This window comes from Klebsiella scottii (genome assembly GCF_036561945.1).
Classification (GTDB): Bacteria; Pseudomonadota; Gammaproteobacteria; order Enterobacterales; family Enterobacteriaceae; genus Klebsiella; species Klebsiella scottii.
The window spans coordinates 2206971-2230254 of record NZ_JARXNI010000020.1; the positions used below are offsets into that span (position 1 = coordinate 2206971).

Annotated in this window: 22 protein-coding genes, 2 tRNA genes and 2 pseudogenes; 9 read left to right on the forward strand and 17 right to left on the reverse strand. The window is 56.2% G+C overall.

The genetic code is table 11. The features are described from left to right. The first annotated feature begins 47 nt into the window (after positions 1-47). The gene (mdoC, locus tag QFI97_RS18025; RefSeq protein WP_095096324.1) at positions 48-1211 is read left to right on the forward strand and encodes a glucans biosynthesis protein MdoC; all 1164 of its coding nucleotides are present in this window, start codon (positions 48-50) and stop codon (positions 1209-1211) included. A 30-nt stretch (positions 1212-1241) separates the two neighbouring features. Here the strand turns inward: mdoC and QFI97_RS18030 are convergent, their stop codons facing one another. The 6 genes from QFI97_RS18030 to ghrA all read right to left on the reverse strand — a co-directional run bounded on the left by QFI97_RS18030 (position 1242) and on the right by ghrA (position 5747). Further along, positions 1242-1832 carry a TetR/AcrR family transcriptional regulator gene (locus tag QFI97_RS18030; RefSeq protein ID WP_095098053.1) on the reverse strand — a complete coding sequence of 197 codons (591 nt, stop codon included), beginning with the start codon at positions 1830-1832 and terminating at the stop codon, positions 1242-1244. Positions 1833-1911: 79 nt separating this feature from the next. Further along, complete coding sequence (ymdB, locus tag QFI97_RS18035) at positions 1912-2436, reverse strand: O-acetyl-ADP-ribose deacetylase (RefSeq protein ID WP_095096322.1); 525 nt, start codon at positions 2434-2436, stop codon at positions 1912-1914. Positions 2437-2813: 377 nt separating this feature from the next. Continuing rightward, positions 2814-3305, reverse strand: a complete 492-nt coding sequence (locus QFI97_RS18040; protein ID WP_095098050.1) for a DUF1097 domain-containing protein — start codon at positions 3303-3305, stop codon at positions 2814-2816. Between the two features lie 102 nt (positions 3306-3407). After that, complete coding sequence (locus QFI97_RS18045; protein WP_095096318.1) at positions 3408-3962, reverse strand: TorD/DmsD family molecular chaperone; 555 nt, start codon at positions 3960-3962, stop codon at positions 3408-3410. Positions 3963-3984: 22 nt separating this feature from the next. Next, positions 3985-4722 carry a phosphatase gene (locus QFI97_RS18050; RefSeq protein ID WP_157349075.1) on the reverse strand — a complete coding sequence of 246 codons (738 nt, stop codon included), beginning with the start codon at positions 4720-4722 and terminating at the stop codon, positions 3985-3987. Positions 4723-4808: 86 nt separating this feature from the next. After that, the gene (ghrA, locus tag QFI97_RS18055) at positions 4809-5747 is read right to left on the reverse strand and encodes a glyoxylate/hydroxypyruvate reductase GhrA (RefSeq protein ID WP_346431731.1); all 939 of its coding nucleotides are present in this window, start codon (positions 5745-5747) and stop codon (positions 4809-4811) included. 268 nt (positions 5748-6015) lie between these two features. On the opposite strand from ghrA, the gene QFI97_RS18060 reads away from it, so the two are divergent. Next, positions 6016-6103, forward strand: a tRNA-Ser gene (locus tag QFI97_RS18060). 217 nt (positions 6104-6320) lie between these two features. On the opposite strand, the gene QFI97_RS18065 is transcribed toward QFI97_RS18060, so the two are convergent. Further along, a complete protein-coding gene (locus QFI97_RS18065; RefSeq protein WP_095096305.1) occupies positions 6321-7226 on the reverse strand; it encodes a LysR family transcriptional regulator in 906 nt (301 codons plus the stop codon). Positions 7227-7339: 113 nt separating this feature from the next. On the opposite strand from QFI97_RS18065, the gene QFI97_RS18070 reads away from it, so the two are divergent. The 4 genes and pseudogenes from QFI97_RS18070 to QFI97_RS18080 all read left to right on the forward strand — a co-directional run bounded on the left by QFI97_RS18070 (position 7340) and on the right by QFI97_RS18080 (position 8706). Continuing rightward, positions 7340-8200 (forward strand): pirin family protein, encoded by an 861-nt coding sequence (locus QFI97_RS18070; protein WP_346431732.1) that lies wholly within the window; start codon positions 7340-7342, stop codon positions 8198-8200. A gap of 19 nt (positions 8201-8219) precedes the next feature. Then, a pseudogene (locus QFI97_RS23530) lies at positions 8220-8352 on the forward strand (hydrolase); the annotation flags it as partial. Position 8353: 1 nt separating this feature from the next. Continuing rightward, a pseudogene (locus QFI97_RS23535) lies at positions 8354-8473 on the forward strand (hydrolase); the annotation flags it as partial. A gap of 145 nt (positions 8474-8618) precedes the next feature. Further along, positions 8619-8706, forward strand: a tRNA-Ser gene (locus tag QFI97_RS18080). 152 nt (positions 8707-8858) lie between these two features. Here the strand turns inward: QFI97_RS18080 and citG are convergent. The 8 genes from citG to QFI97_RS18120 are packed head-to-tail and all read right to left on the reverse strand — an operon-like array spanning position 8859 to position 16214. After that, positions 8859-9689, reverse strand: a complete 831-nt coding sequence (gene citG / locus QFI97_RS18085) for a triphosphoribosyl-dephospho-CoA synthase CitG (RefSeq protein ID WP_095096298.1) — start codon at positions 9687-9689, stop codon at positions 8859-8861. Beyond that, positions 9667-10206, reverse strand: coding sequence for a citrate lyase holo-[acyl-carrier protein] synthase (gene citX, locus QFI97_RS18090; protein ID WP_346431733.1), 540 nt, complete (start codon positions 10204-10206; stop codon positions 9667-9669). Before citX ends, citG begins: the two co-directional genes overlap by 23 nt. Then, positions 10206-11729: a citrate lyase subunit alpha gene (gene citF / locus QFI97_RS18095; RefSeq protein ID WP_095096293.1), complete on the reverse strand. Its 1524-nt coding sequence runs from the start codon at positions 11727-11729 to the stop codon at positions 10206-10208. The genes citX and citF overlap by 1 nt, the downstream gene beginning before the upstream one ends. Positions 11730-11739: 10 nt before the next feature. Beyond that, on the reverse strand, positions 11740-12615 hold the full coding sequence (gene citE, locus QFI97_RS18100; protein ID WP_095096291.1) for a citrate (pro-3S)-lyase subunit beta: 876 nt from the start codon (positions 12613-12615) through the stop codon (positions 11740-11742). After that, complete coding sequence (citD, locus tag QFI97_RS18105; protein WP_095096288.1) at positions 12612-12905, reverse strand: citrate lyase acyl carrier protein; 294 nt, start codon at positions 12903-12905, stop codon at positions 12612-12614. The genes citE and citD overlap by 4 nt, the downstream gene beginning before the upstream one ends. A gap of 19 nt (positions 12906-12924) precedes the next feature. Continuing rightward, complete coding sequence (gene citC, locus QFI97_RS18110) at positions 12925-13944, reverse strand: [citrate (pro-3S)-lyase] ligase (RefSeq protein ID WP_095096286.1); 1020 nt, start codon at positions 13942-13944, stop codon at positions 12925-12927. Positions 13945-13960: 16 nt separating this feature from the next. Then, complete coding sequence (locus tag QFI97_RS18115; protein ID WP_095096283.1) at positions 13961-14824, reverse strand: fumarylacetoacetate hydrolase family protein; 864 nt, start codon at positions 14822-14824, stop codon at positions 13961-13963. A 22-nt stretch (positions 14825-14846) separates the two neighbouring features. Further along, positions 14847-16214, reverse strand: coding sequence for a 2-hydroxycarboxylate transporter family protein (locus QFI97_RS18120; protein WP_095096280.1), 1368 nt, complete (start codon positions 16212-16214; stop codon positions 14847-14849). A 333-nt stretch (positions 16215-16547) separates the two neighbouring features. Between QFI97_RS18120 and QFI97_RS18125 the strand changes: the two genes are divergently transcribed. The 3 genes from QFI97_RS18125 to QFI97_RS18135 all read left to right on the forward strand — a co-directional run bounded on the left by QFI97_RS18125 (position 16548) and on the right by QFI97_RS18135 (position 20590). Next, the gene (locus tag QFI97_RS18125) at positions 16548-18185 is read left to right on the forward strand and encodes an ATP-binding protein (protein WP_346431734.1); all 1638 of its coding nucleotides are present in this window, start codon (positions 16548-16550) and stop codon (positions 18183-18185) included. Then, positions 18175-18873: a response regulator gene (locus tag QFI97_RS18130; protein ID WP_095096274.1), complete on the forward strand. Its 699-nt coding sequence runs from the start codon at positions 18175-18177 to the stop codon at positions 18871-18873. Before QFI97_RS18125 ends, QFI97_RS18130 begins: the two co-directional genes overlap by 11 nt. Positions 18874-19348: 475 nt before the next feature. Next, entirely contained in the window at positions 19349-20590 is a 1242-nt protein-coding gene (locus tag QFI97_RS18135) for an MFS transporter (protein WP_095096272.1), read from the forward strand. Positions 20591-20700: 110 nt separating this feature from the next. On the opposite strand, the gene phoH is transcribed toward QFI97_RS18135, so the two are convergent. After that, a complete protein-coding gene (gene phoH, locus QFI97_RS18140) occupies positions 20701-21489 on the reverse strand; it encodes a phosphate starvation-inducible protein PhoH (protein WP_041144929.1) in 789 nt (262 codons plus the stop codon). Between the two features lie 508 nt (positions 21490-21997). Next, the gene (gene efeB, locus QFI97_RS18145; protein WP_331835559.1) at positions 21998-23281 is read right to left on the reverse strand and encodes an iron uptake transporter deferrochelatase/peroxidase subunit; all 1284 of its coding nucleotides are present in this window, start codon (positions 23279-23281) and stop codon (positions 21998-22000) included. Between the last annotated feature and the right edge of the window lie 3 nt (positions 23282-23284).

Genomic DNA, 23284 nt, shown 5'->3' on the forward strand with positions numbered 1-23284 from the left:
TCACCTTGAGTGATAAGACGAATTGTCTGAGAATGTAGTGAAACTGTATGAATAATGCGCCAGTAGAACGTGAATATTTCTTCGATAGCATCCGCGCGTGGTTAATGCTGCTGGGGATACCTTTTCACATATCGCTTATCTATTCCAGCCACAGCTGGCATGTTAATAGCGCCGAACCCTCCTGGTGGCTGACGCTGTTTAACGATTTTATTCATGCTTTTCGCATGCAGGTTTTCTTCGTCATTTCCGGCTATTTTTCCTACATGCTCTTTCTCCGCTATCCGCTCAAAAAATGGTGGAAGGTGCGGGTTGAGCGCGTAGGCATCCCCATGTTAACCGCCATTCCTCTGCTGACCCTGCCGCAGTTTATTATGCTGCAGTACGTCAACGGTAAAGCCGATAGCTGGCACGCGCTTTCGGGGTACGACAAATTCAATACCCTCGTCTGGGAGCTGATCTCGCATCTGTGGTTTTTACTGGTGCTGGTGGTGCTGACCACCCTCGGCGTCGTGCTGTTCAAATGGCTCACCGGACGCCGCGCGGGAAGCGGCCAGACCTTTGGTGACACCGTCACATTGGCTCAGCTATCGATGATTTTTCTCGCGCTCGGCGTGCTCTACGCGCTGATTCGCCGCTCGCTGTTTATTCTCTACCCGCCGATTCTCAGCAACGGCCTGTTTAATTTTATCGTCATGCAGACGCTGTTCTATCTGCCGTTCTTCATTCTCGGGGCGCAGACCTTTATCAACCCGCGCCTGAAAGCACTGTTTACGCAGCCGTCTCCGTGGTGCTTCGTCGGGGCGCTGCTGGGCTTTATCGCCTACCGCCTGAACCAGCAGTACGGTTCCGGGGACGCGTGGATGTTTGAAACCGAGTACGTCATTACCATGGTGCTCGGCCTGTGGATGGTTAACGTGGTGTTTTCCCTTGGACACCGCTTGCTGAACTTCCAGTCGGCGCGGGTGACCTATTTTGTCAATGCATCCCTGTTTATTTATTTGGTGCACCACCCGCTGACCCTGCTGTACGGAGCCTGGGTTGCTCCGGCCATCAAATCGAACACCTTAGGGTTTATTGCCGGTCTGATTTTTGTGGTGGGGATTGCGCTGATCCTCTACGAAATTCACCTGCGCATCCCGCTGCTGCGCTTCCTCTTTTCGGGAAAATTCCAGGCTAAGACGGTAAAACCGCAGGTTTCGGCCAACGGATAGCCTCATCGGGGCTGCGTCGGCCGGCGAAGATTATTCTTTGGCAAACAAAAGCCGGAACACGTCGCGATAGAGCGCGGCCATCGCCGGCTTATCCACCTCCGATGCGCTGGTCAGCTCGCGACGATACGCCGCGCCTTCCGTTAAGACGGCGATCAGCTCGCTGGCGGCGTCGATCTGCTCCGCCGACATCTCGGGATGAGAGTGACGGGTGAGCCGCCCGCCCTCCTCTTTTAAACGCCGGTCGGCCTGCTGTAAAATTTCACGCAGGCGCGGATTTCTTGAGGCTTCAGCGTTAATCTCCATCAGCAGATAATTATCGCTTATTGTTGCGGCCGGCGGCGGTATGACGCCAGCCAGCAGCGATGCCATCCGCTCCAGGTCGTGATTTCCGCGAATCATCTCCCCCACCCTGGCGTGGACAATTTCGCTGACTATCGCTTCAATAATCTCCTCTTTGCTTGCAAAGATGCGATACAGCTGCCCTACGCTAAGCCCGGCCTCGCGGGCAATATCGGCAACGGATGCGCCGTGCAGCCCTTTTGCGGCAAAACATGTTTGTGCGGCAGAAACAATCTCCGCCCGACGAACGAGCTGCTTTTGCGCTACCTTTCCCTCAGCCACCAACAGATCTCCTTAATTGATAATCGCCGACGCCTGCGGACAACTATCGCTTCCCGGCGGCGGCGGCGTTGCGCAGCGCCTATTGTGCCTGCAGCAAGCGGTTATAAATTTCAGCCGTTTCGGCATCAAAACAGACAAAGCAGACGCGTTCCAGCGGATTGTAGCGCGTGAGAAAGGCATTCACCGTCCGTACGGCGATCTCCGCCGCAGCCTGTTTAGGGTAGCCGTACACGCCGGTGCTGATTGCCGGGAAGGCAATCGTGCGGTAGCTATTCGCCGCCGCCAGCTGCAGGCTGTTTTTATAGGCATCGGCCAGCAGTTCCGCTTCCTGTCGATCGCCACCGTGCCAGACCGGCCCAACGGCGTGAATTACCGCGCTGGCCGGGAGCTGGCCGGCGATGGTGATCACCGCATGGCCCGGAGCGCACTCGCCCTGCTGCTGCCGCACTATTTTGCACGCCGCCAGAAGCTCCGGCCCGGCGGCCCGATGAATAGCGCCATCAACTCCACCGCCGCCAAGCAGCGAAGGGTTAGCAGCGTTGACGATAACATCGACTGCCAGCGTCGTGATGTCTCCGAGAATAACCTCAGGTTTAACAGCCATTTCGCCTCCTGTCGGCAAACGTCTTAAGTAAAGCTTAGCGGTAATATCGCATGACGGCCCCGCGGACGGAAGCCTGAGGCCCGGCAATGACCGATATTCGGTTGCCAGAATAGCAAGGGTATGTTGCGGATTAATATACTTTAATTGTACTGATTCGCCGTTTTCAACATCCAGGCTCCCTTTTGCGGGCTCCCGATCGGCAATCCGTTCGTTTTTTCGTCTGGGGAAGGCCGCTTATCCAACGGCTAAAATGGTGGCCCGGGCGATTATGACGCCCGCCGTGGAGCAAAGGATCGCCGCAGAAGCAGGAAAAGGATGATTTGTAGAAAAGCAAAACAGGACCTGAGGTCCTGTTTATCACTACGGGATAATGTCGCTCAGGCTTCGTCGGGCCTTTCGTGGGCCAACGATTTACTCTTTTCCGCGCGCGCCGCCAGCCAGAGTCCGCTGTTTTTCATCGCGTAGCCAAAAACCAGCCCCAGCGCCAGAGAAGGCACAATTAGCCGCCAGTCGCCGCTGCCGGCAAACGTGGCGCAGGCGCCGATAAAGGTGCCAGGAACGAAGGAAAGCAGCAGCTGACGCGCCTGAATGCACATCAAAAACGCCACAATGCCGGTCATCATATAGCCGAGGATTTCCAGATGCGGCGCCAGGGCGCTGCCGTAAACGATCACCTGCGCCCATATCACGCCGCTCATCACCGTACAGCCCGAGATCAGCAGCCCTTTCAGGCCGCCCTGCGGGCAGGCAAAATAGGCCGTGCAGCCGAGAAAGCCAGCCCAGCTCAGCAGGCCGAACGCGACCGCCACCCATCCCCAGATCCCGGAGAGAATGCCCGTCGTTATTGCAATTGCGAGAAGTATGTTCATGGCGCGTATCATAGCAGATACGCGCCCTTCAAACGTGATTTCGAGCACACTATATAAAATGGCGCTCTTTCTGTTGCAACAATAATGTGACTTAAATCACACTTACTCTTCATTCTCTTCCTGCAGCTCATCCCACATGGCAGAGAGCGCCTCGCGCGTCAGCGGCGCCATTGTCCGCCAGAAAGGCGTCACCGCATGGGCTTCGACCTTGCCGAGGAAGATCCCGCACCACGGCAGAATATAGTCGGCAAACAGCGTTTCCAGCGTTTCGCTTTCATCTTCCGTCGCATGATCCTCAAGCCACGAAGCAGCCAGCAGCAGGGAACCAATATGATCGGCTCGCCCCTCTCCGGTTGGGATCCCGTGCTCGCTCAGAAAACCGCGAACTTCGGCTTCCGTAGCGCCTTCAACCCATGCGCTACGATATGGCGGGACGCCGCACTCTTCGCCGACAAACAGCGCGTTGTAATCAGCGGCCAGCGGCTGCACATCGCAGCTCTTTTGCAGGCGCTCCAGCTGCTCATCCTGCTCCAGCGGCCAGCTTGCCGCTAGCTTGCCTTCACGAATAAGGGAAAACAGCGGCACCAGCAGCGGGTCCTGCGGCTGACGATAGTACAGGGAGCCCAGCACGCGGCAGAGGATTGAAAACTCGTTCATTCAGTTATTCCAGTTATACAAATTAAAGATCGGCAAATTCAGCAATCGCCGGCATCCCACGGGATTCAAGGAAGTTCAGCAGCCGGCGCGGAGAAACGTTAAGGATCCTCTCCTCGGGGAAATTCACCTCATCGAGGATCTTGCGACACTCTCTGAATTCGCCAAGCGTAAAGGCTGTGTGCGAATCAGAGCCGAGAGCCACCCAGCCTCCGGCATCGCGCACCGCGGCGGCAATGGCCCGGCAGTTATCTTCACTGCCTACGCGTGAAGAGATAAAAGAGGAGTTGTTGATTTCCAACGCCACCTGGTATTTTGCCGCCGCTTCGGCGATAGCCGGGATATCAACCGGGAATTTAGGGTTGCCCGGGTGGCTGATAATGTGCACCGCGCCGCTCGCCATCGCGGCGATCATCGCCTCGGTATGGGTTGCTTTATTCTGCGGCGGGAATACAGGCTCATGGAAGCCGGCGATTATCAGGTCCAGGGAGGTTAGCATCGGTCCGCTGCAGTCAATCTCCCCTGCGGTGTTTTTAATGTTCGCCTCAATACCGCGCAGAATGCCAACGCCATCCACCAGCCGCGGCCAGATGCGCATATTGACGAAGTGCCAGTAGTGCGGCGCATCGGCCATATCCGGGCCATGGTCAGTGATCGCAAAGAGTTTGATCCCCTTGCGCTTTGCTTCGGCAATATAATCGTGCAGGGTGCTGTAGGCGTGGGTACTGGCGACGGTATGCATGTGCAGGTCAACAGGATACATCACAATCTCCTTCTCTGTTTGTGGCAAGAATAGCAGGAATCAGGACGTATGATTAGCAAAAACCCCGCCGCAGCGGGGGTCCTCTTTTAGTAACCGCGCTGGCGATCGACCTGCCCGGCGACCGTTTCCCCTCGCTCCAGCTGGCTAATCGTACCGGCTATATAGGTAATCGCTTCCTGCGGCCGCGTCACCGCGGCGATATGCGGCGTCATTGCCACTCGCGGATGCGCCCACAGCGGGCTTGCCGCCGGGAGCGGCTCGCGGCTGAAGACATCCAGCATGGCGCCTTTAAGTTTACCGCTTTCCAGCGCCGCCAGCAGATCGTCCTCAACGACATGGACGCCGCGCGCCAGATTGAGAACATAGCTGCCATCCGGAAGCTGCGCCAGTCGCTGCTGATTAATAATGCCGACGGTTTCCGCCGTGTTGGGCAGCAGGTTGATCAGCACCCGCGTTCCGCGCAGGAATTCATTCAGCTCCTCAGCCCCGGAAAAGCTTTGCACCTGCGGCCACTCCTTGCGGCTACGGCTCCAGCTGCGCAGCGGGAAGCCCCATGCCTGCAGCCCTTCCGCAACCTTCGCGCCGAGCACGCCTGCTCCCATAATGCCGATAGTAAAATCTTCGCGCCGGTATTCATCCAGCGGCTGCCAGCGCGCCTGCTGTTTCAGCGCCTGATAATCGTCAAACCGGCGGAACCAGTGCAGCACCTGGCTGACCGCATACTCCTGCATCTGCAGCCCCATACCGGTATCTTCGAGGCGGAACAGCGGAATCGATAGCGGCAGCATCTCCGGATGTTCGCGCAGCTTACTGAGGATCGAGTCCACCCCTGCCCCGAGGGCAAAGACGGCTTTTAAGTCGCGGCCCTGGAGCATTTCCACCGGCGGATGCCAGACCAGCGCATAGTCTGCGGGCCGATCGTCGCCAGGCTTCCACTCCCGTACGCGCGAACCGGGCAGCTGTTTTTCCAGCTCGGCAATCCAGTACGGGATATCAAACGTCGGGTGGTAAAAGATAATCTCCATTGTGACTCCTGATAGCTAATGTCTTAAGCAGGTTTGCGTTAGCGCCGTATTTTACTTGTTGTTTTCTATTGATTTGCCAGCATAGCAAATTTCGCCTGGCTGGCGGGCAAAAAGAGAGTGGTGACAAAAAAAACGATTGTCGCGCACTTCGCCAGCAAGTTGCGCGAAGTTTGGCTAAACGCGCGTTTTTTTTAAAAAGTTGATTGACGGGAGATAGGTATTTCCCTAAATTAGCGCCCGTTCCCGGCAGCAACGGGAATGACAATATGGTGAGGTGTCCGAGTGGCTGAAGGAGCACGCCTGGAAAGTGTGTATACGGCAACGTATCGGGGGTTCGAATCCCCCCCTCACCGCCATATTTAAAGAAGAGCTCGTACGCAGGTACGGGCTTTTTTTTCGCCTGTCGCACCCCGCCGGAAGCTAACGCCAGATGAGCGTCCTCTGCATCTGGACGTATCCATTGCCCCCATCAGCTCCCGCCGGTCCGGCCTGCTTATTATCATCCAGGCTATCCACGGGTAAATTTTCCCCGCCTCATCCGCAGAAAGGGAGGCGAACTGATGCCGCCCGGCGCTAATCCTCTTCCATCCGCTGATACTCTTCGGTGAGGAAATCCACCAGCGCGCGCACCGACGGCAATAGCCCGCGGCGTGAGGCAAAAACCGCATGAATCACTTCCCGACGTGGCTGCCACTCATCAAGTACCACCACCAGCTCACCTGACGCCAGCTTATCGCGCACCATTAATAGCGGCAGTTGAACAATGCCAATGCCGGCGATCGCCGCTTCCCGCAGCGCCAGCATGTCGGTGGTCACCATTCGCGGCGTAAAATAGACCTCCGCTCGCGCTCCCTGCGGACCGGCCAGCTGCCATTTATGCTGATGCTTGCCGGCGGCCAGGCTCAGCCCCGGCCACTCGCTAAGTTCAGCCGGCGCCTGCGGCTGCCCCATGCGCTCCACCAGCGCCGGACTGGCAAACAGCCGATGCCCACGATCGGCCAGCACCCGCATCACCAGATCGCTATCGTCGAAGGGCCGCGGCCGCACGCGAATAGCCACGTCAACCCCTTCACCGACCACATCAACCCGCCGGTTGGTTGCCTCCAGCTGCACGTTTACTCCCGGATAGCGCTGCATAAACCGCGCCAGCATGGGCCCGATGTGCACATGCAGCAGGGTAACCGGACAGGTCAGCTTAACGCTGCCGCGCGGCTCAGAACGAAGCGTGTCGACCGCCTGCTGCGCCGCCTCGGCCTCAATCAGCATCGCTTTACAGTGCTGATAAAACGTCTGCCCAACTTCGGTTACCGCAAACTGACGCGTGGTGCGATGTATCAAGCGCACGCCGAGCCGCTCTTCGAGCTGAGCAATGCGGCGGCTTAGTTTCGATTTGGGCTGATCGAGCGCCCTGCCCGCAGCGGCGAATCCGCCATGATCCACCACCTGCACAAACCAGGCTAAGTCGTTGAGATCCTGCATCCTTCCCCCATCGTTCCATTTTCAGAACAGTATAGGTCATTTTTGCTACCTACCGAGGGGTTAGCCGTGCGTATAAGCTTATCGACATCGATACAAATACGCAGGAGAGAACAATGAAACAGATCACAGGAGTCTATACCGCGCCATCTCAGCACTGGGTCGGTGACGGTTTCCCGGTACGCTCGCTGTTTTCTTATCAAACCCACGGCGAGCAGCTGAGCCCCTTCCTGCTGCTGGATTACGCGGGGCCGCATAGCTTCCCGGCGGGGAGCGGCAAACGCGGCGTCGGTGAACATCCGCATCGCGGGTTTGAAACCGTAACCGTAGTTTATTCTGGTGAAGTTGAGCATCGCGACTCGACCGGCAGAGGCGGCGTGATTGGCCCCGGCGATGTGCAGTGGATGACGGCGGGCGCCGGGATCCTGCACGAAGAGTTCCACTCGGCGGAATTTACCCGTACCGGGGGAGAGCTGAAGATGATTCAGCTGTGGGTCAATCTGCCGGCCAAAGACAAAATGACCGCGCCTGGATATCAGAGCATCACCGCTGAGGTCATTCCGCGCGTCGTTCTGCCGGATAACGCAGGCCAGGTTCGGGTCATCGCCGGTCATTACGCCGACGTTTCCGGCCCGGCGCGGACCTTTTCGCCGCTGAACGTCTGGGATATGCAGCTGACGCAGGGTCACGACGTTTCGCTACGTCAGCCTGACGGCTGGAGCACCGCGCTGGTTGTTCTTGAAGGTGAAATCAGCGTCAACGGTACTGAAAATGCGCGTGAAGGCCAACTGGTGGTGTTGAGCCAGCAGGGTGAAACGCTGCACCTCAACGCAACCGCTGATGCCAAAGTCCTGCTGTTGGCCGGAGAACCGCTGGGTGAGCCTATCGTCGGCTATGGCCCATTTGTCATGAATAGCAAAACGCAAATCGCGGAAGCGGTGCGTGATTTTAATAGCGGCCGTTTCGGCCAAATCTGATCCGCCAGAGGTGCAAGAAATGCCTACTCCCGCTAATTTTAACGGGGCTCGCCCGGGTGATTGATGTGAACGACAGCGCCATGCTGCGGATCGATCGCCAGAGCGGCCTGTTCCAGATCGTTGGCGATATGCCAATGCCGGAACTGCGCGCGGGCCGTCGAATGGGCCGAGGTTTATACGAAAATATTCCCGGCCAGGCAGCGGCTGATTGAGAGTAACGCCAAAGCTCAGGACGTGGTGAAGAATAGCGAACAGCTTGATTCGCAGCGTTAAAGTCGCCGCCCCAGCGTTTTTTACCGGGGCGGTGTTCATTGCTTGAGCGAACGGTAAGGAAAGAATAAATACTGCTTGACCGTTTTAGCGCAACTCCCTATAGTACCGCCCCGTTGCCCACCCAAGGTGAGCAGCGAAACAATATGGTGAGGTGTCCGAGTGGCTGAAGGAGCACGCCTGGAAAGTGTGTATACGGCAACGTATCGGGGGTTCGAATCCCCCCCTCACCGCCATATTTAAAGAAGAGCTCGTACGCAGGTACGGGCTTTTTTTTCGCCTGTCGCACTCCGCCGGGGGGGATGAGAAGCCCCGACCGGGGGTCGACAGCTGGCGCAGCCAGCCAGGCAGACCGCGAGCCTGCGGGCTGCCCGTACCCCTATAGCCCCTACCCCAGCGTCGCCAGCACGTAGGATACCGCCAGCAGATCGGCGCTGCCGCCGGGGCTAAGGTTACGGCTGGTCAAGGCTTTATCCATCTCCTGCAGGCGCACAATATTCCAGCCATTTTTCAGCAGCGTCAACGCGTAATCCTGTACATAACACAGCCCGTCGATACCACCACGGGAGACCAGATTGCTGTCAGGGTTTATCGCCATTAAGCGCAGCAGCGCATGGTGAAAGCGCCGTTCACCCGACTCTTGATACCAGTATGGCAACACGTGTTGTCGCACCGTGGGAAACCCTAGCTCCGCCTCACCGCGCGCGCCGGTCAGGCCAAACTGCTGATACTGTTTTTCACCCGCCGTTGTCGCATAGGTGCGGGAAGCCAGCTCGCGAGCCACCATCCCTTTGCAGATCTCAGCCACCTGCTGACAAACAGACTCCGCGCAGACCAGCCGATTCTGTCCACGTAAACGCCCTGCCGCAAAGCAGATCAGGCCCAGCGAAAAGATGCCTCCTTTATGGGTATTAACGCCGTCGGTCGCCTCGAACATAGCCTGTTCGCAGGCCATCCCTGCCGGGCGCAGTAAGCGCAGTTGTTCGCTGGCAGGTTTGAACGCATGCTCAAAACCGGCCTTTTCGAACACGCGAAACCAGGGGGTGATGGCATCGATACTGCGCAAAAACAGCGCGTGATCCATATCGTTGTGCGAACCGTTGTTCGCCATATCCACCAACCCCGGTTTGGGAGTGAGATTTAATTCAAGACGCAGCGCCGTTGCCGCCAGCGCCCAGACATCAAAGCGGGCGAGTTTAGTCGCGAGCGAACCAGCCATCGATCAGAGTCTCCACACGTGATACAACCTCTTCCATGGAATGACGGCGCGAACGGGCACAACCGTGGGCAGGCTCATCGCACACCAGGCAGCGCCGGGTTCTGAGATCCAGAGACTGGCGTCCCACCAGGCCATTTTTTGGGCAGATCACATCAAAATCCCACAGTCTGCCGAGCGGATGCGTCTGTTCCAGCTCAATACACTGGGCTTTGATTTCCGCCGCCGCATGGTCAACGCACCACAGCGCTTCCGCACCGGTCGGCAACCACAGCACCTGACGGTCCACCACCGGCCAGCGGTTCTGCCACAGCAGCTGATCACACGCCTGCAGCGCCACGCCCATGGTATTGCGGTAACGGATACTGTCTTTCTGTGCGCCGGGGGTCACCAGCGTCAGGGAGATAACCGGATGGTGATAATGAGTGAGCCAGTCAGCCTGACGCGCCGCACGGTTTTCTTTTGCCGTCAGCAGTGCTTCAAGGCTGACGCCCGCTCTTACGGGCGTCAGTAATGTCATTAGATGCTCTCCTTCACCTGATGGACAACGTCAATCACGCTGCCATCGCGATAGCGAATGACCCCAACGATGCGGTCGGTGAATTCAATCGATTTCGGTGTGCCGGTCAGGGAAATAGCACGCTCGTAAAGCGCCTCAATGTCCACCACCTTCAGGCCCGCTTCCACCAGACGCTCGTGGATTTCTGGGCGCGCCGGATTCACCGCGATGCCGTGATCGGTGACCAGCACATCAATGCTTTCGCCCGGCGTCAGCAGCGTGGTCACACGCTTCACCACGGTCGGAATGCGGGTACGCAGTAAAGGGGCCACCACAATGGTCAGGTTGGCAGAAGCCGCTACGTCGCAATGACCACCAGATGCACCGCGCATCACGCCGTCAGAGCCGGTAATCACGTTGACGTTAAAGTCGACGTCGATTTCCAGCGCACTAAGTATGACCACGTCCAGTTGGTCACAACAGGCGGCTTTGCTGCCCGGGTTGGCATAGACGTTGGTGGAGATTTCAACGTGATTCGGGTTACGCGCCAGCGAGGCCGCAGCTTTGCTGTCAAAGCACTGGGTATCAAGCAGCTTCGCTATTAGCCCTTTTTCGTATAGAGAGACCAGACCGCCGGTGATGCCGCCCAGTGCAAAGCTCGCCTTCACGCCGCTACGTTCCATCTTCTCTTCCATAAAGAGCGTACAGGCCGTGGCCGCCGCGCCGGAACCGGTCTGCATGGAGAAACCGTTTTTGAAGTAGCCGGAGTGCTCGATTACATCAGCTGCGTAGCGGGCAATCATCAGCTCGCGCGGGTTGCTGGTCACACGGGCCGCACCGACGCTGATTTTTGCCGGATCACCCACGCTTTCCACCTGCACGATATAATCCACCTGATCCTGCACCAGGCTGGCTGGCATATTCGGGAACGGCACCAGTTCTTCGGTCAGTAGCACCACTTTATGGGCAAACTGAGCGTCGACCATCGCGTAACCCAGCGATCCGCAGGCGGATTTCCCTTGGGTGCCGTTGGCGTTACCAAACTCATCACTGCACGGTACGCCGAGGAAGGCGACGTCAATGTTCAGTTCGCCGTCCTGCAGCAGCTTCACGCGACCGCCGTGGGAGTGAATCTGTACCGGTTCCTCCATCAGGCCATGGGAAATCGCATCCGCCAGCTTACCGCGCATCCCTGAGGTGTAGATACGGGTGATCACGCCATTCTGAATATGTTCAATCAGGCTGTCGTTACATGTCATTAGCGAACTGGAGGCCAGCGTCAGGTCTTTAAAGCCCAGGCGCGCCAGGGTCGCCACGACGTTGTTAATGACCCTGTCGCCCTCACGAAACGCGTGATGGAACGAAATGGTCATCCCGTCTTTCAGGCCACTGTTGGCAATGGCGTCTTCAAGGGTCGCACACAGTTTACGGTTATGTTTGCTCTCGACATCTGCAAGCCAGGGCGTTGCGCTATGGGCCGTATCAAACGGTTTTAAGTCACGCAGGTGCGGAAAATTAACGTGGAGAAGCTCTATCTGATTCATCGTTCTGTCCTTATCGACGCACGCCGGACGCGGCGGCACGTTCGAGTACAACCTGCGCGTGGTTAATGATGGGGCCGTCGATCATTTTGCCGTTCAGCGAGACCACGCCGAGCCCGTTACGTTCACCCTCATCTGCCGCTTCAATGACGTGTTTGGCGTGCTCGACTTCCTGCTGGGTTGGCGCATACGCGTTATGCAGCAAATCGATCTGACGAGGGTTGATCAGCGACTTACCGTTGAAGCCCATTTTGCGGATCAGGTCGACTTCTCGTAGGAAACCGGCTTCGTCGTTCAAATCTGACCACACCACGTCAAAGGCATCGATGCCCGCGGCGCGTGCGGCGTGCAGTACGGCACAACGGGCATAGAACAGTTCGGTACCGTCACCGCGCTCGGTTTGCATATCCATCACGTAGTCGAACGCTGCCAGCGCAATGCCGATCAGGCGCTGGGAGCTGCGGGCAATGGCCACGGCATTGATAACACCGATCGCAGATTCGATCGCTGCCATCACACGGGTAGATCCCAGCTCACGGCCGCATTCCATTTCAATGCGTTCCAGATGGCGTTCCAGTTCGTAGATATCTTCAGGCGTGTCGGTCTTCGGTAGACGAACCACGTCCACCCCGGCGCGCACCACGGCTTCCAGATCTTTCAGGCCAAAGGGGGTGTTCAGCGGGTTGATGCGAACAACGGTTTCGATGTCTTTGTACATCGGGTGCTGCAGAGCGTGGAAGACCAGCACGCGGGCAGTATCTTTTTCACGCAGAGCTACCGCATCTTCCAGGTCGAACATGATGGAGTCCGGGCGGTAGATAAACGCGGTGGAGAGCATGGCGGCATTGGCGCCGGGGAGAAACAGCATGCTGCGACGGAGTTTTTTCATAGCAGTTTCTCCCAGTTAATATTGTCGCTGTCGCTGGCGCGCAGGATGGCGCTTTGCAGACGGGCACGGATAACGCAATCCAGCGCACCTTTGTCTTCGATAATGATGACCCCCTGGTAGACGTCCATATTACGTAGCGTGGTGGCCACGACCTGACGGATCTGTTCGCCGAACTGTTTAATCACTTCACTGTGGATGACGATGTCCAGCTCACCTTCGGCAGGGGCAATTTTCACCATCAGGTCACTGGATTCCATGGTCCCGGCCAGCGCCTCCCTAACAATTTTCATATTTTATATCCTGAGTTTTTTAAGCGACTTCCGCGCGATAGTGCATTTCAAGGTGCGCGAAAGTGGTATCCGGTACGATTTCCCGAATACGGGAAAACTGCTGCGTTTTCAGTAAACGCCGAACTTCTGAGGCAGAGATGGCACTGCCCGCGGCTTTAATGCGCGGGATCTCGACCACCTCAACCGCGCCCGCCAGCAGACTGTGCATGGTTTGGTTGTACTGACGGGTAATGTCGCAAAACGGCTCCGAGCCGATAAAGCGGTGGGTGATCCCCAGCGCAGGGGCGATATGGTTGCGGAAAATCAGCAAATCGATCTCGCTCCACGCCTGCTGCACTTTCCCGGTCTCTTTGAGGAAATAGGCCGGAAAGGTGGCCCGGGAGATGATGTACTCCGAGCCTTCGTGGACGGTAACATTCGGCAGGTGTGCAACACCGGCTTTCACCATCTTCATACGCGCCATAAACGGGAAAAATGAGGCATCTTCCTGCACCACGAACACATGTAAGTGGTCACAAGAAAATGCGGCCTGTTCCACCAGATGACGGTGCCCGAGCGTAAAGGGGTTGGCATTCATCACTATTGCCCCGATACGTTCGCCAGCCACGCGCTGGCGCTGCAATGAGCGGCAGTAGCGGCTGACACCAGACGGTGTGTTTTCCATTAACACAGCGTTATTGCCACTCTGCGCGATAGGCCAGAACCCGCTGTGCGCAAAGCGCTCCTTGTTACAAGGACGCGTACACAGAAACAGATGAAAATGGCCCCGTGCGAGCGCCAGGTGTTCTACCTCTGCCAGCAAGCGTGCGCTGAGGTTTTCACCGCGCAGGGCTTTATCCACCGCAACACATTTGATGACATTGGCGGTCAGGCCCGCACAACCCACCAGCCGGGTACCGGACCAGGCTTCAACAAAGGTGGTGATATCGCTGTCCAGGCCTAAGTCACTGTCCGCGAGCAGAGAGCGAATCTGCATAAAACGCTGCGATCCGCTGGCAACGTCTGCGACGCGAAAATCGATGGGGAGTTGTGCTTGCATGATCTCGCCTGATTCCTTAGTGCATGGCTGCCAGTGACTGGGCTGGCGCATCCATGATCACATTGCTGAGATGACCAATATTTTCGATCTCCACTTCAATGCGATCGCCCGCGTTCATGAACAGCGGCGGGGTGCGTTTTTTGCCGACACCACCCGGCGAACCGGTGATAATCACATCGCCGGCGTTCAGGCGGGTAAAGGTACTGATGTACTCGATAAGCTCTGCCACCTTGTGGATCATGCTGGCGGTGTTGTCTTCCTGTACCATGCGGCCATTCAGCCAGGTGCGGATCGCCAGCTGATGAGGGTCAGGGATTTCATCCGCCGTGGTCATCCACGGACCGAACGCACCGGTCTGACGCCAGTTTTTACCGGCGGTAAACCAGGTGTGCTGCCAGTCGCGTGCAGAACCGTCCATATAGCAGCTGTATCCGGCTACGTGGCTCAATGCCTCTTCGCGGGAGATATCGTCTCCACTTTTACCGATGATCACCGCCAGCTCGCCCTCATAGTCAAACTCCCTTGAGTGGCGCGGTTTGAGGACGGGCATCTGGTGTCCGGTTTGCGAATCGGCAAAACGGATGAACAGCGTCGGTGCCGGGTTGTGCTGGTCAAACTCTTTGCGTTTTTCAGCGTAGTTCATGCCAACGCAGAGTATTTTTCCTGGGTTATCAATCACCGGTAAAAATTCCAGCGCATCGAAGCGCAGATCCGGTTTTTCACCGAACAGCTGCTGAGCTTCGTTTAACGCGTCGGCGGCGAGCAGCGATTTCAAATCGCTGTAACGATCCCCCAGACGGCGTCCCAGATCGACCACACCATCGGCTTTCACGATCCCGTAACTGCGGATCCCCTGATGGACAAAGCTTGAGAGTTTCATATCAGTTCCTGTAACACATGAATCAGACGAGGAAGTTACCGAGAATCAGCAGCGATACCGAGACGTTGATCGCGCCGCCGATGCGGGTAGCAATCTGGGCGAACGGCATCAGGCTCATACGGTTACCTGCAGTGAGGATGGCAACATCCCCGGTGCCGCCCTGCCCGCTCTGACAGCAGGAGACGATGGCGACATCTATCGGATGCATACCGATTTTTTTACCTACGAAGAAGCCAGTAGCAACCAGCGTGGTCACGGTGCTGACGATAACCAGCAGGTTAGTCAGGGTGAATGCGTGCACCAGCTCCTGCCACGGGGTGATAGCCACGCCCACCGCGAAGAGGATTGGGTAAGTCACAGAGGTCTGGAAGAACTTGTAAACGACCTGAGAGCCTTCGAGGATTTTCGGCGATACGCCGTGGACCAGTTTGACCAGCACTGCCATGAACAACATGCCAACCGGCGCAGGCAGACCAATCAATTTGTGGCCCAGCATACCCAGCATATAGAGCAGCACCGCCAGCAGCGCACCGGAGGCGATGGCGGTCACGTCCGCTTTACCGCTGAACGCAGGCGCAGCGGGAGCCGCTTTTTCATTGGTGTTGTCACGGTCAGGCATCAACTGGCCTTCACCGGTCAGGTGCGGGAAACGTTTACCCAGCTGGTTCAGACAGCCGGAGATAATGATGGCAGTCAGGCCGCCAAGCATCACCATTGGCAGTACGCGGCCCAATGCAACGCCCTGATCCATATGAAGAATAGTGGCGTAGCCGATAGAGAGCGGAATCGCACCTTCACCGACACCACCCGCCATGATCGGCAGAATGATAAAGAAGAAGATCTGGAACGGTTCGAGACCGAGTAGCATACCCACGCCCATCCCCACCAGCATGCCGGCAATTTCACCGCACAGCATCGGGAAGAAAATACGCAGGAAGCCCTGAATCAGCGTGGTACGATTCATGCTCATGATACTGCCAACAATGATGCAGCAGATGTAGAGGTACAGAATGTTGGTTGATTTGTAGAACCTGGTGGTGGACTCAACCACCACATCCGGCAGCAGGCCGTAATAGACCATTGCGGACGGTATAAAGGTGGCGCAAATCGCCGCCGCGCCTAGTTTACCTACGATTGGCAGACGCTTACCGAATTCACCACAGGCGAAGCCGAAGAACGCCAGAGTTACTACCATTACTACGATGTCGCTGGGTAATTTACCGCCCAGACAATCAATGGTAATTAATGCACCAGCCAGAACAAAAAGCGGCAATGGAATAATCCCAACTTTCCAGGTATCCATGATGTGCCACCATCTATCTTTCAACGATGGTTTTTGAATCGACAGCAATTCAGAGGTAGTAGAAAAAGAATCGTCAGTTGTGCTCATAATTAAGCCCCTTGGTTATTTTGCATTTTTAGCTTAAAGGGCGAGGTTTTTACATTATGTGAGGCACGGCATATTAAAATCGAAATTTTAATGGCACCTATGATTTTTATGGTTTCTATTATTTAGTGTGATTAACGCCTTAATTATCTCTGCGGTTTTTATGATTTTTTTATATAAAAATACAAGTTAATAACATTCTCCAAAAAACTTTGTTTCTTTAATACTTCCAGTCACCGCCTGGTGTGCAAGGGATCACAAGTTTCCAGTAAACTCGCCACAGCAAACACGAAAGATGTTACATTACTGTTTTTGTTGATCTCTGCGGCCCATGCCATGAAAGTCTCTTTCCAGATTAAGCTCTTTATTTCGCTGGTGCTGTTCTTCTCCGGTTTGTACGTCTTACTGGGTGGTTATTATTATATCGATGCCGCTCGCCAGCTTTATCAGGAAATGAGCACGCGAGCAAAAATACAAGCTGAAGAAATAGCGATAATTCCGAACTTACGCAAATCAGTTGCTGAAAAAGATATTCCGGTGATTGATAAATTTATGCAACAAGTGGTCGAACGCAGTGATGCCAGCTTTATTGTCATTGGCGATAATAAAGGCATTCACCTATTTCATTCGGTTTATAATGACCGGGTGGGTACCACGCTGGTTGGTGGCGATAATCAGGAAGTCTTGCAGGGAAAAAGCCTGACCACTATTCGCCAGGGCGGCCTGGGTGTTTCCCTGCGCAGTAAAGCTCCCATATTTAATGACGTGGGCCAGGTTATCGGTATTGTTTCCGTGGGCTATCTGACCAGCTATCTCGATACCGTCACCCTGAGCAAGGCAATCAATATCTTTATTGCCGCCGTGCTGCTGTTAGCGGCGCTGTTTATCTTTTCGTGGTTCTTTACCCGCAGTATCAAAAAGCAGATCTTCTCGCTGGAGCCGCGAGAAATCGGTCTACTGGTACGCCAGCAAAAGGCGATGATGGAGTCGATTTACGAAGGGGTGATCGCCATCGACAGCAACCTGCGTATCGAGGTGATAAACCAGGCCGCACGAACCTTGCTCAGCCTGAGCCAACCCACGCGGGAACTGCGGGGACAACTGATTACCGAGGTCATTCCGCCAGTGTCGTTCTTTTCCCGCAATGCGATGCTGGAAAAAGATACTCACGATGAGATCGGCCGCTTTAACCACGTTACGGTCATTGCCAGCCGTGTGCGCATCATGCTGGAAGATAAGCTGCAGGGCTGGGTGATTACCTTCCGTGACCGCAATGAAATCGACAGCCTCAGCGCCCAACTCAGTCAGGTCAAGCGCTATGTTGATAATCTACGCATCATGCGCCACGAGCAGCTTAACCGTATGACGACCTTGTCCGGCCTGCTGCATATGGAACGTTATGACGAAGCAATACGTTATATTCAGGCCCAGTCGGAGCATGCGCAGGGTCTGCTCGATTTTATCTCGTCACGTTTTTATTCTCCTACGCTGTGCGGTTTACTGCTGGGTAAAGCGGCCCGCGCCAGAGAAAAAGGGGTGGAGCTGGCCTTTGACCCTGGCTGCCAGATGTCGCGCCCGGCGCATTTGCTGGTTGAGGCCGAACTGATATCGATTATTGGCAACCTGTTAGATAACGCCATTGAAGCAACACAACGCGCCGGGTTGCCGCACGATCCCGTCGAGGTCCTGATCCTGCAAAATGAGCGCGAGCTGATTATTGAAGTGGCTGATCGCGGCGTCGGGATCGAACCGGCCATTCGGGATCGCATTTTTGACCGTGGGATGACGACAAAACGCAACGGCGATCATGGCATCGGCCTGTATCTGATCTCCAGCTACGTCACGCAGGTAGGCGGCACCATCGAAGTTTCTGATAACTCGCCGCGCGGAACGATTTTCTCTTTATTTATTCCTGAAACGGGTCACGTACAACGCCCCGCTCCAACTCTGGAAGATCAGAATTATGCGACATGAACAGATAGATGTGCTGATAGTAGAAGATGAAAACGAGTTGGCTCAGCTACATGCTGAGCTTATCAGCAAGCACCTGCATTTGCGTCTGGTGGGCATTGCCAACTCACTGGCGGACGCGCAGGCACAGCTCATCAGTAAGCAGCCCCAGCTGGTGTTGCTCGATAATTATCTGCCGGACGGTAAAGGGATCACGCTGATTAGCGACCCGATGATCGTTCGCGCCAACTGTTCGGTTATCTTCATTACTGCCGCCAGCGATATGGATACCTGTAGCCAGGCCATTCGCAATGGTGCCTTTGACTACATTCTGAAACCTGTGTCGTGGAAGCGTCTGAGTCAATCGCTGGAGCGGTTTGTGCAGTTCGCTGAACAGCAAAGGGTGTGGAAGATTGTCGATCAGCAGAACGTGGATTCTCTGTATCAGCTGCAGGCCAAAAACTACCGGCTGGATAGCGGCAGTAAAGGGATTGAGGAGAATACGCGGGCCCGCGTGCAGACGCTGTTTAGCGAATCCGGCGAGCGCTGCTTTTCTGTCGATGAAGTGGCGACGGAAACGGGGCTCAGTAAAACCACCGCCCGCCGCTATCTGGAGCACGGCGTGGAGTCCGGTTTTTTGTCGGTAGAGATGCAATACGGTAAAATAGGCCACCCCAAACGCATGTACCGCCGGACGGTTGAAAGGATGTGATTTAATCCCCCTTCTCTCGGTAGTCCGGCCAGCGCCTGGCTCAGCAGTTCAAAGGAGATAACCCACGGCGGAGGTTAAAAGTTGGCGGTCGGCAAGACGGCATCCTTCCTCCCATGTTGATCCACATAGCCAGACGCTCCTGCGGGCGGTCAGACGGGATGGAAACGCCGAACGCAACGCCGGGATTGTCATCAGAACCGTTGAGCGATACCAATAGCTGGTCGTAGTCCTGCGCTGCGCTGTAGCTCGGCCAGTCAATATGATGGCAAAAACCCAGCTCAATTTGGACCGCCGGCTGGCGGGCTAACTAATCCCTTCTCCCGCACAGAGGAGCGACGCCGGTCGCTCCTCTGTTATTCATCATCATTCATCGGCACCGCTCCGGCTTCGCTCGCGCTTCCCGATCCTCTTTGGTGTAGATTGCGGCCGCTGACAAATCTATACTTGGCGCACAATTTAACCCTAAGGCCTGGACATGACCTTCTCTTCCCCACAAAACAAACGCGGCGTGACGCCGGCTAAAGCCATGGTCGCGGCGATCAGCGGCTACGCAATGGATGGTTTCGATCTGCTGATCCTTGGCTTCATGCTGCCGGCAATCAGCGCTTCTCTGGCACTCAGCACCTCTCAGGCGGGTTCTCTCGTCACCTGGACCCTCATTGGCGCGGTGCTGGGCGGGATTTTATTTGGTCATCTCAGCGATCGCCTGGGACGCATTCGCGTACTGACCTTCACGATTTTGATGTTCTCCGTTTTTACCGGTCTTTGTGCGGTCGCGCAGGGCTATTGGGATCTGCTGGCCTATCGCACCCTTGCGGGTATGGGGCTCGGCGGCGAATTCGGTATCGGCATGGCGCTGATTGCCGAAGTCTGGCCGGCCCATAAGCGTAACCGGGCCTCGGCATGGGTCGGCATCGGCTGGCAGCTTGGCGTACTGCTTGCCGCCTTTATCACCCCGCTCCTGCTGGATATCATCGGCTGGCGCGGGATGTTTCTGGTCGGACTCCTGCCGGCGCTGGTCTCGTTTGCCATACGCCGCGGGATGGGGGAACCGGAGGCCTTTACCAAAGATAGCCACGTCGCTCAGGAAATATCGTTCACGGCGCGGATCAAGATGCTGTTTGCCGACAGCGCCACCTCGAAGGCCAGCATCGGTATCCTGATCCTTTGTTCGGTGCAGAATTTTGGTTACTACGGCCTGATGATCTGGATGCCCAGCTATCTCTCCTCCAGCTTTGGTTTCTCGCTGACCAAATCTGGGCTGTGGACGGCGGTCACCGTAGTGGGGATGACCTTCGGCATCTGGCTGTTTGGCGTGCTGGCGGATCGCTTCCCGCGCTGGAAAATCTTCCTCATTTACCAGGTCGGCGCCGTGGTGATGGTCATTATCTACGCCCAGCTGCGCGACCCCACCGTCATGCTGTTTACCGGGGCGCTGATGGGGATGTTTGTCAACGGGATGATCGGCGGCTACGGGGCGCTTATCTCCGATACCTACCCGCTAAAAGTGCGCGCCACCGCGCAGAACGTCCTGTTTAATCTGGGGCGCGGCGTCGGCGGATTTGGACCGCTGGTGATTGGCCTGTTCGTCAGCCACTGGTCATTTACCGCGGCGATCAGCCTGCTGGCCCTGCTCTATCTGCTGGATATTTTCGCCACCCTGTTCCTGCTGCCGAAAAAACAGGGCAGCGAAGATGCGCTGGGGGCGATTGGCTAAGCCACGAGCCGCGCGTTTTACCGCTCCGGCATGGGCTAACGCCTTCGCCGGACGGCGGCCGAAAAATAACAAAGCCCGGGTTTCCCCGGGCTTTGCACTGGATATAACCACTAGTAGTAGGCTTTCAGCGCCCGCTGGCAGAGCATCGAGCGGACGCAGTCGTCGGTCGTAAAGCGGACAATGCCAACCATCTCGTCTTCTTCAAAACGCGCCAGCGCATCGACCAGGCCAGACCTTACGCCAGAGGGTAAATCACACTGGGTAATGTCGCCGTTGACGATAACCGTCACGTTCTCCCCGAGGCGGGTCAAAAACATTTTCATTTGCGCGGCGGTCACGTTCTGAGCCTCGTCCAGAATCACAACCGCATTTTCAAATGTACGTCCACGCATATAGGCGAACGGCGCGATTTCCACCTTGCCGATTTCCGGCCGCAGGCAGTATTGCATAAAGGAAGCGCCCAACCGTCTCACCAGCACGTCATAAACCGGGCGGAAATAGGGGGCGAATTTCTCGGCGATATCTCCCGGTAAGAAGCCGAGGTCTTCATCGGCTTGCAGAACGGGACGGGTAACAATAATTCTGTCCACATCCTTATGGATCAGGGCTTCAGCTGCTTTCGCCGCGCTGATCCAGGTCTTCCCGCACCCGGCTTCGCCGGTGGCAAAGATCAGCTGTTTATTGTCAATGGCATTCAAATAATGCACCTGAGCGTCATTGCGCGCTTCAATTGGCGACAAATCGCGACTGTCCCGCGCCATACCAATTGCTTCTACGCCACTCATTTGCACAAGCGATGTGACCGATTCTTCTTCGCGCTGCTTATGGCTGCGCGAATCCTGTCTCAGCACACGTTTGGCCTCACGACGAGCTTTGGTCACTGCTTTTTGTCTTCCCATGGATAGCACCTTGCGTTGTTGGTTTACATCACACGCGTCAATATCGACGCGATTATGCGCACGAACGATTGAGGTTTGGCTTCCTTGTAAGCCATTGCTTGCCTGTCGAATTGACAACGGGTCGCGGCTACGCGCACCGCGTACCCTGTCTGGGTTTAGGTTATCTGTGGTGACTGGAGAAAAATTTGAGGTGTGGCAATCGCGGCCGGAAGTGTGGCCCCCGTGCTGATGAGTACGGTAAGAAGATTTACATTTTCCGTTACAGCAATCGGGCATTCGCGATCTCCATAGTGAAACGACATCACTGCCGGGAACTACCGCGTCTGTAATAAGTACATCAAAAATAATTCTTAATGCAACTTATTTTTTACATACAGACAACAAATAATTCTCATCGCAGCTCAGGAGAGTTTCCGACAAATAGATTACAGAAAAATAACACAAGGCAGGAAATACAAAAAAAGAATGGAAAAACAGCAGAAACGCCCTGCCCTTACGGGCAGGAACGTCAGGCTTCAAGCAGGGACTGCGCCAGATAGTGCTGGCTATCGATCACTCCCGGCAGCGCAAAGAAATAGCCGCCGCCGATCGGCTTCACGTACTCCTCCAGCGCTTCGCCGTTGAGGCGCTTTTGCACCGTCAGGAAACCTTTTTCCAGATCGTGCTGATAGCAGACAAACAGCAGCCCCATATCCAGCTGCCCGGAGTTGGTCACCCCCAGCGAATAGCTGTAGCCGCGGCGCATCATCAGGCTCGACTGCGTCTGCGGCGTACGCGGGTTAGCCAGTCGAATATGGCTATCGAGCGCAATGGCATCGCCATTCGGATCCTTAGCGTAATCCGGCACGTCGTGTTCGTGCTGCATACCCAGCGGCGCTCCGCTGTGCTTATCGCGACCGAAAATCGTCTGCTGCTCTTTCAGCGGAGTTCGGTCCCAGAACTCGACGTGGAACTGGATAATACGCGCCGCCTGATAGCTGCCGCCCGTCGCCCACGCCGGTTCTCCCTGTCCGGCGGTAACCCATACCACCTCATCCATCAGCGCGCCGTCGGTGCTGACCGGGTTAGCCGTACCGTCTTTAAAGCCCAGCAGGTTAACCGGCGTCTCCTTGCCTTTGCTCCGCGCGGCGCTATCGGAGATAAAGCCCTCGCGCTTCCAGCGGACGCTCAGCAGATCCGGGGTATGCTTAATCACATCGCGCAGCGCGTGGATCACCGTATCCTGGGTATTGGCGCAAATTTGTAGCAGCAAATCGCCGTGGCAAAGCGCGGCATCCAGCGAATCGTTGGGAAAGCGCGTCATCTTCTGCAGCTTCTTCGGCGCGTGTTCCGCGAGCCCATAGCGCTCGTCAAACAGCGAATGGCCGACCGAAACGGTCATCGTCAGGTTATCCGGGGCGATCCACGGTCCGAGAATGCCCGAGTCCATCGGCGGCAGGCGCGGATTTGGCGTGTCCGGCGCCGGCCCGCCTTTGGTCAGGAAGGCAATACGCTGGGTCAGCAGACGGAACAGACGCTCAAGGTCGGCCTTATCGCTGGCCAGCACGTCGAAAGCCACCAGCATCATCGCGGTTTGCTGCGGGGTGAGGATCCCCGCCTGGTGCAGCCCATAAAAGGGCTGCTCCTCCATACGCGCGTTGGGTGATAGCGTTCCCGGCGAGCTGGTGCTTTTGGCCGCATGCGCAACCGGACAGCCGCCGGCAATGGCCAGCGCGCCGCCTAGCGCGCCGATCCCTTTTAATAACCGCCGACGTGAAGGCTCATTCACGTCGAATTGCTTCTGTTCTGCCATCGA

What these genes read in the sequence shown, in the direction of transcription:
- efeB (WP_331835559.1), bottom strand. Translation starts at nt 23,281, where the DNA reads ATGGCAGAACAGAAGCAATTCGACGTGAATGAGCCTTCACGTCGGCGG.
- ghrA (WP_346431731.1), bottom strand. Translation starts at nt 5,747, where the DNA reads ATGGAGATTATCTTTTACCACCCGACGTTTGATATCCCGTACTGGATT.
- citX (WP_346431733.1), bottom strand. Translation starts at nt 10,206, where the DNA reads ATGACATTACTGACGCCCGTAAGAGCGGGCGTCAGCCTTGAAGCACTG.
- QFI97_RS18125 (WP_346431734.1), top strand. Translation starts at nt 16,548, where the DNA reads ATGAAAGTCTCTTTCCAGATTAAGCTCTTTATTTCGCTGGTGCTGTTC.
- mdoC (WP_095096324.1), top strand. Translation starts at nt 48, where the DNA reads ATGAATAATGCGCCAGTAGAACGTGAATATTTCTTCGATAGCATCCGC.
- citF (WP_095096293.1), bottom strand. Translation starts at nt 11,729, where the DNA reads ATGAATCAGATAGAGCTTCTCCACGTTAATTTTCCGCACCTGCGTGAC.
- QFI97_RS18130 (WP_095096274.1), top strand. Translation starts at nt 18,175, where the DNA reads ATGCGACATGAACAGATAGATGTGCTGATAGTAGAAGATGAAAACGAG.
- QFI97_RS18050 (WP_157349075.1), bottom strand. Translation starts at nt 4,722, where the DNA reads ATGTATCCTGTTGACCTGCACATGCATACCGTCGCCAGTACCCACGCC.
- citC (WP_095096286.1), bottom strand. Translation starts at nt 13,944, where the DNA reads ATGCAAGCACAACTCCCCATCGATTTTCGCGTCGCAGACGTTGCCAGC.
- citE (WP_095096291.1), bottom strand. Translation starts at nt 12,615, where the DNA reads ATGAAAAAACTCCGTCGCAGCATGCTGTTTCTCCCCGGCGCCAATGCC.
- citG (WP_095096298.1), bottom strand. Translation starts at nt 9,689, where the DNA reads ATGGCTGGTTCGCTCGCGACTAAACTCGCCCGCTTTGATGTCTGGGCG.
- QFI97_RS18045 (WP_095096318.1), bottom strand. Translation starts at nt 3,962, where the DNA reads ATGAACGAGTTTTCAATCCTCTGCCGCGTGCTGGGCTCCCTGTACTAT.
- QFI97_RS18040 (WP_095098050.1), bottom strand. Translation starts at nt 3,305, where the DNA reads ATGAACATACTTCTCGCAATTGCAATAACGACGGGCATTCTCTCCGGG.
- phoH (WP_041144929.1), bottom strand. Translation starts at nt 21,489, where the DNA reads ATGGGAAGACAAAAAGCAGTGACCAAAGCTCGTCGTGAGGCCAAACGT.
- QFI97_RS18120 (WP_095096280.1), bottom strand. Translation starts at nt 16,214, where the DNA reads ATGAGCACAACTGACGATTCTTTTTCTACTACCTCTGAATTGCTGTCG.
- QFI97_RS18115 (WP_095096283.1), bottom strand. Translation starts at nt 14,824, where the DNA reads ATGAAACTCTCAAGCTTTGTCCATCAGGGGATCCGCAGTTACGGGATC.
- ymdB (WP_095096322.1), bottom strand. Translation starts at nt 2,436, where the DNA reads ATGGCTGTTAAACCTGAGGTTATTCTCGGAGACATCACGACGCTGGCA.
- QFI97_RS18135 (WP_095096272.1), top strand. Translation starts at nt 19,349, where the DNA reads ATGACCTTCTCTTCCCCACAAAACAAACGCGGCGTGACGCCGGCTAAA.
- QFI97_RS18065 (WP_095096305.1), bottom strand. Translation starts at nt 7,226, where the DNA reads ATGCAGGATCTCAACGACTTAGCCTGGTTTGTGCAGGTGGTGGATCAT.
- QFI97_RS18070 (WP_346431732.1), top strand. Translation starts at nt 7,340, where the DNA reads ATGAAACAGATCACAGGAGTCTATACCGCGCCATCTCAGCACTGGGTC.
- citD (WP_095096288.1), bottom strand. Translation starts at nt 12,905, where the DNA reads ATGAAAATTGTTAGGGAGGCGCTGGCCGGGACCATGGAATCCAGTGAC.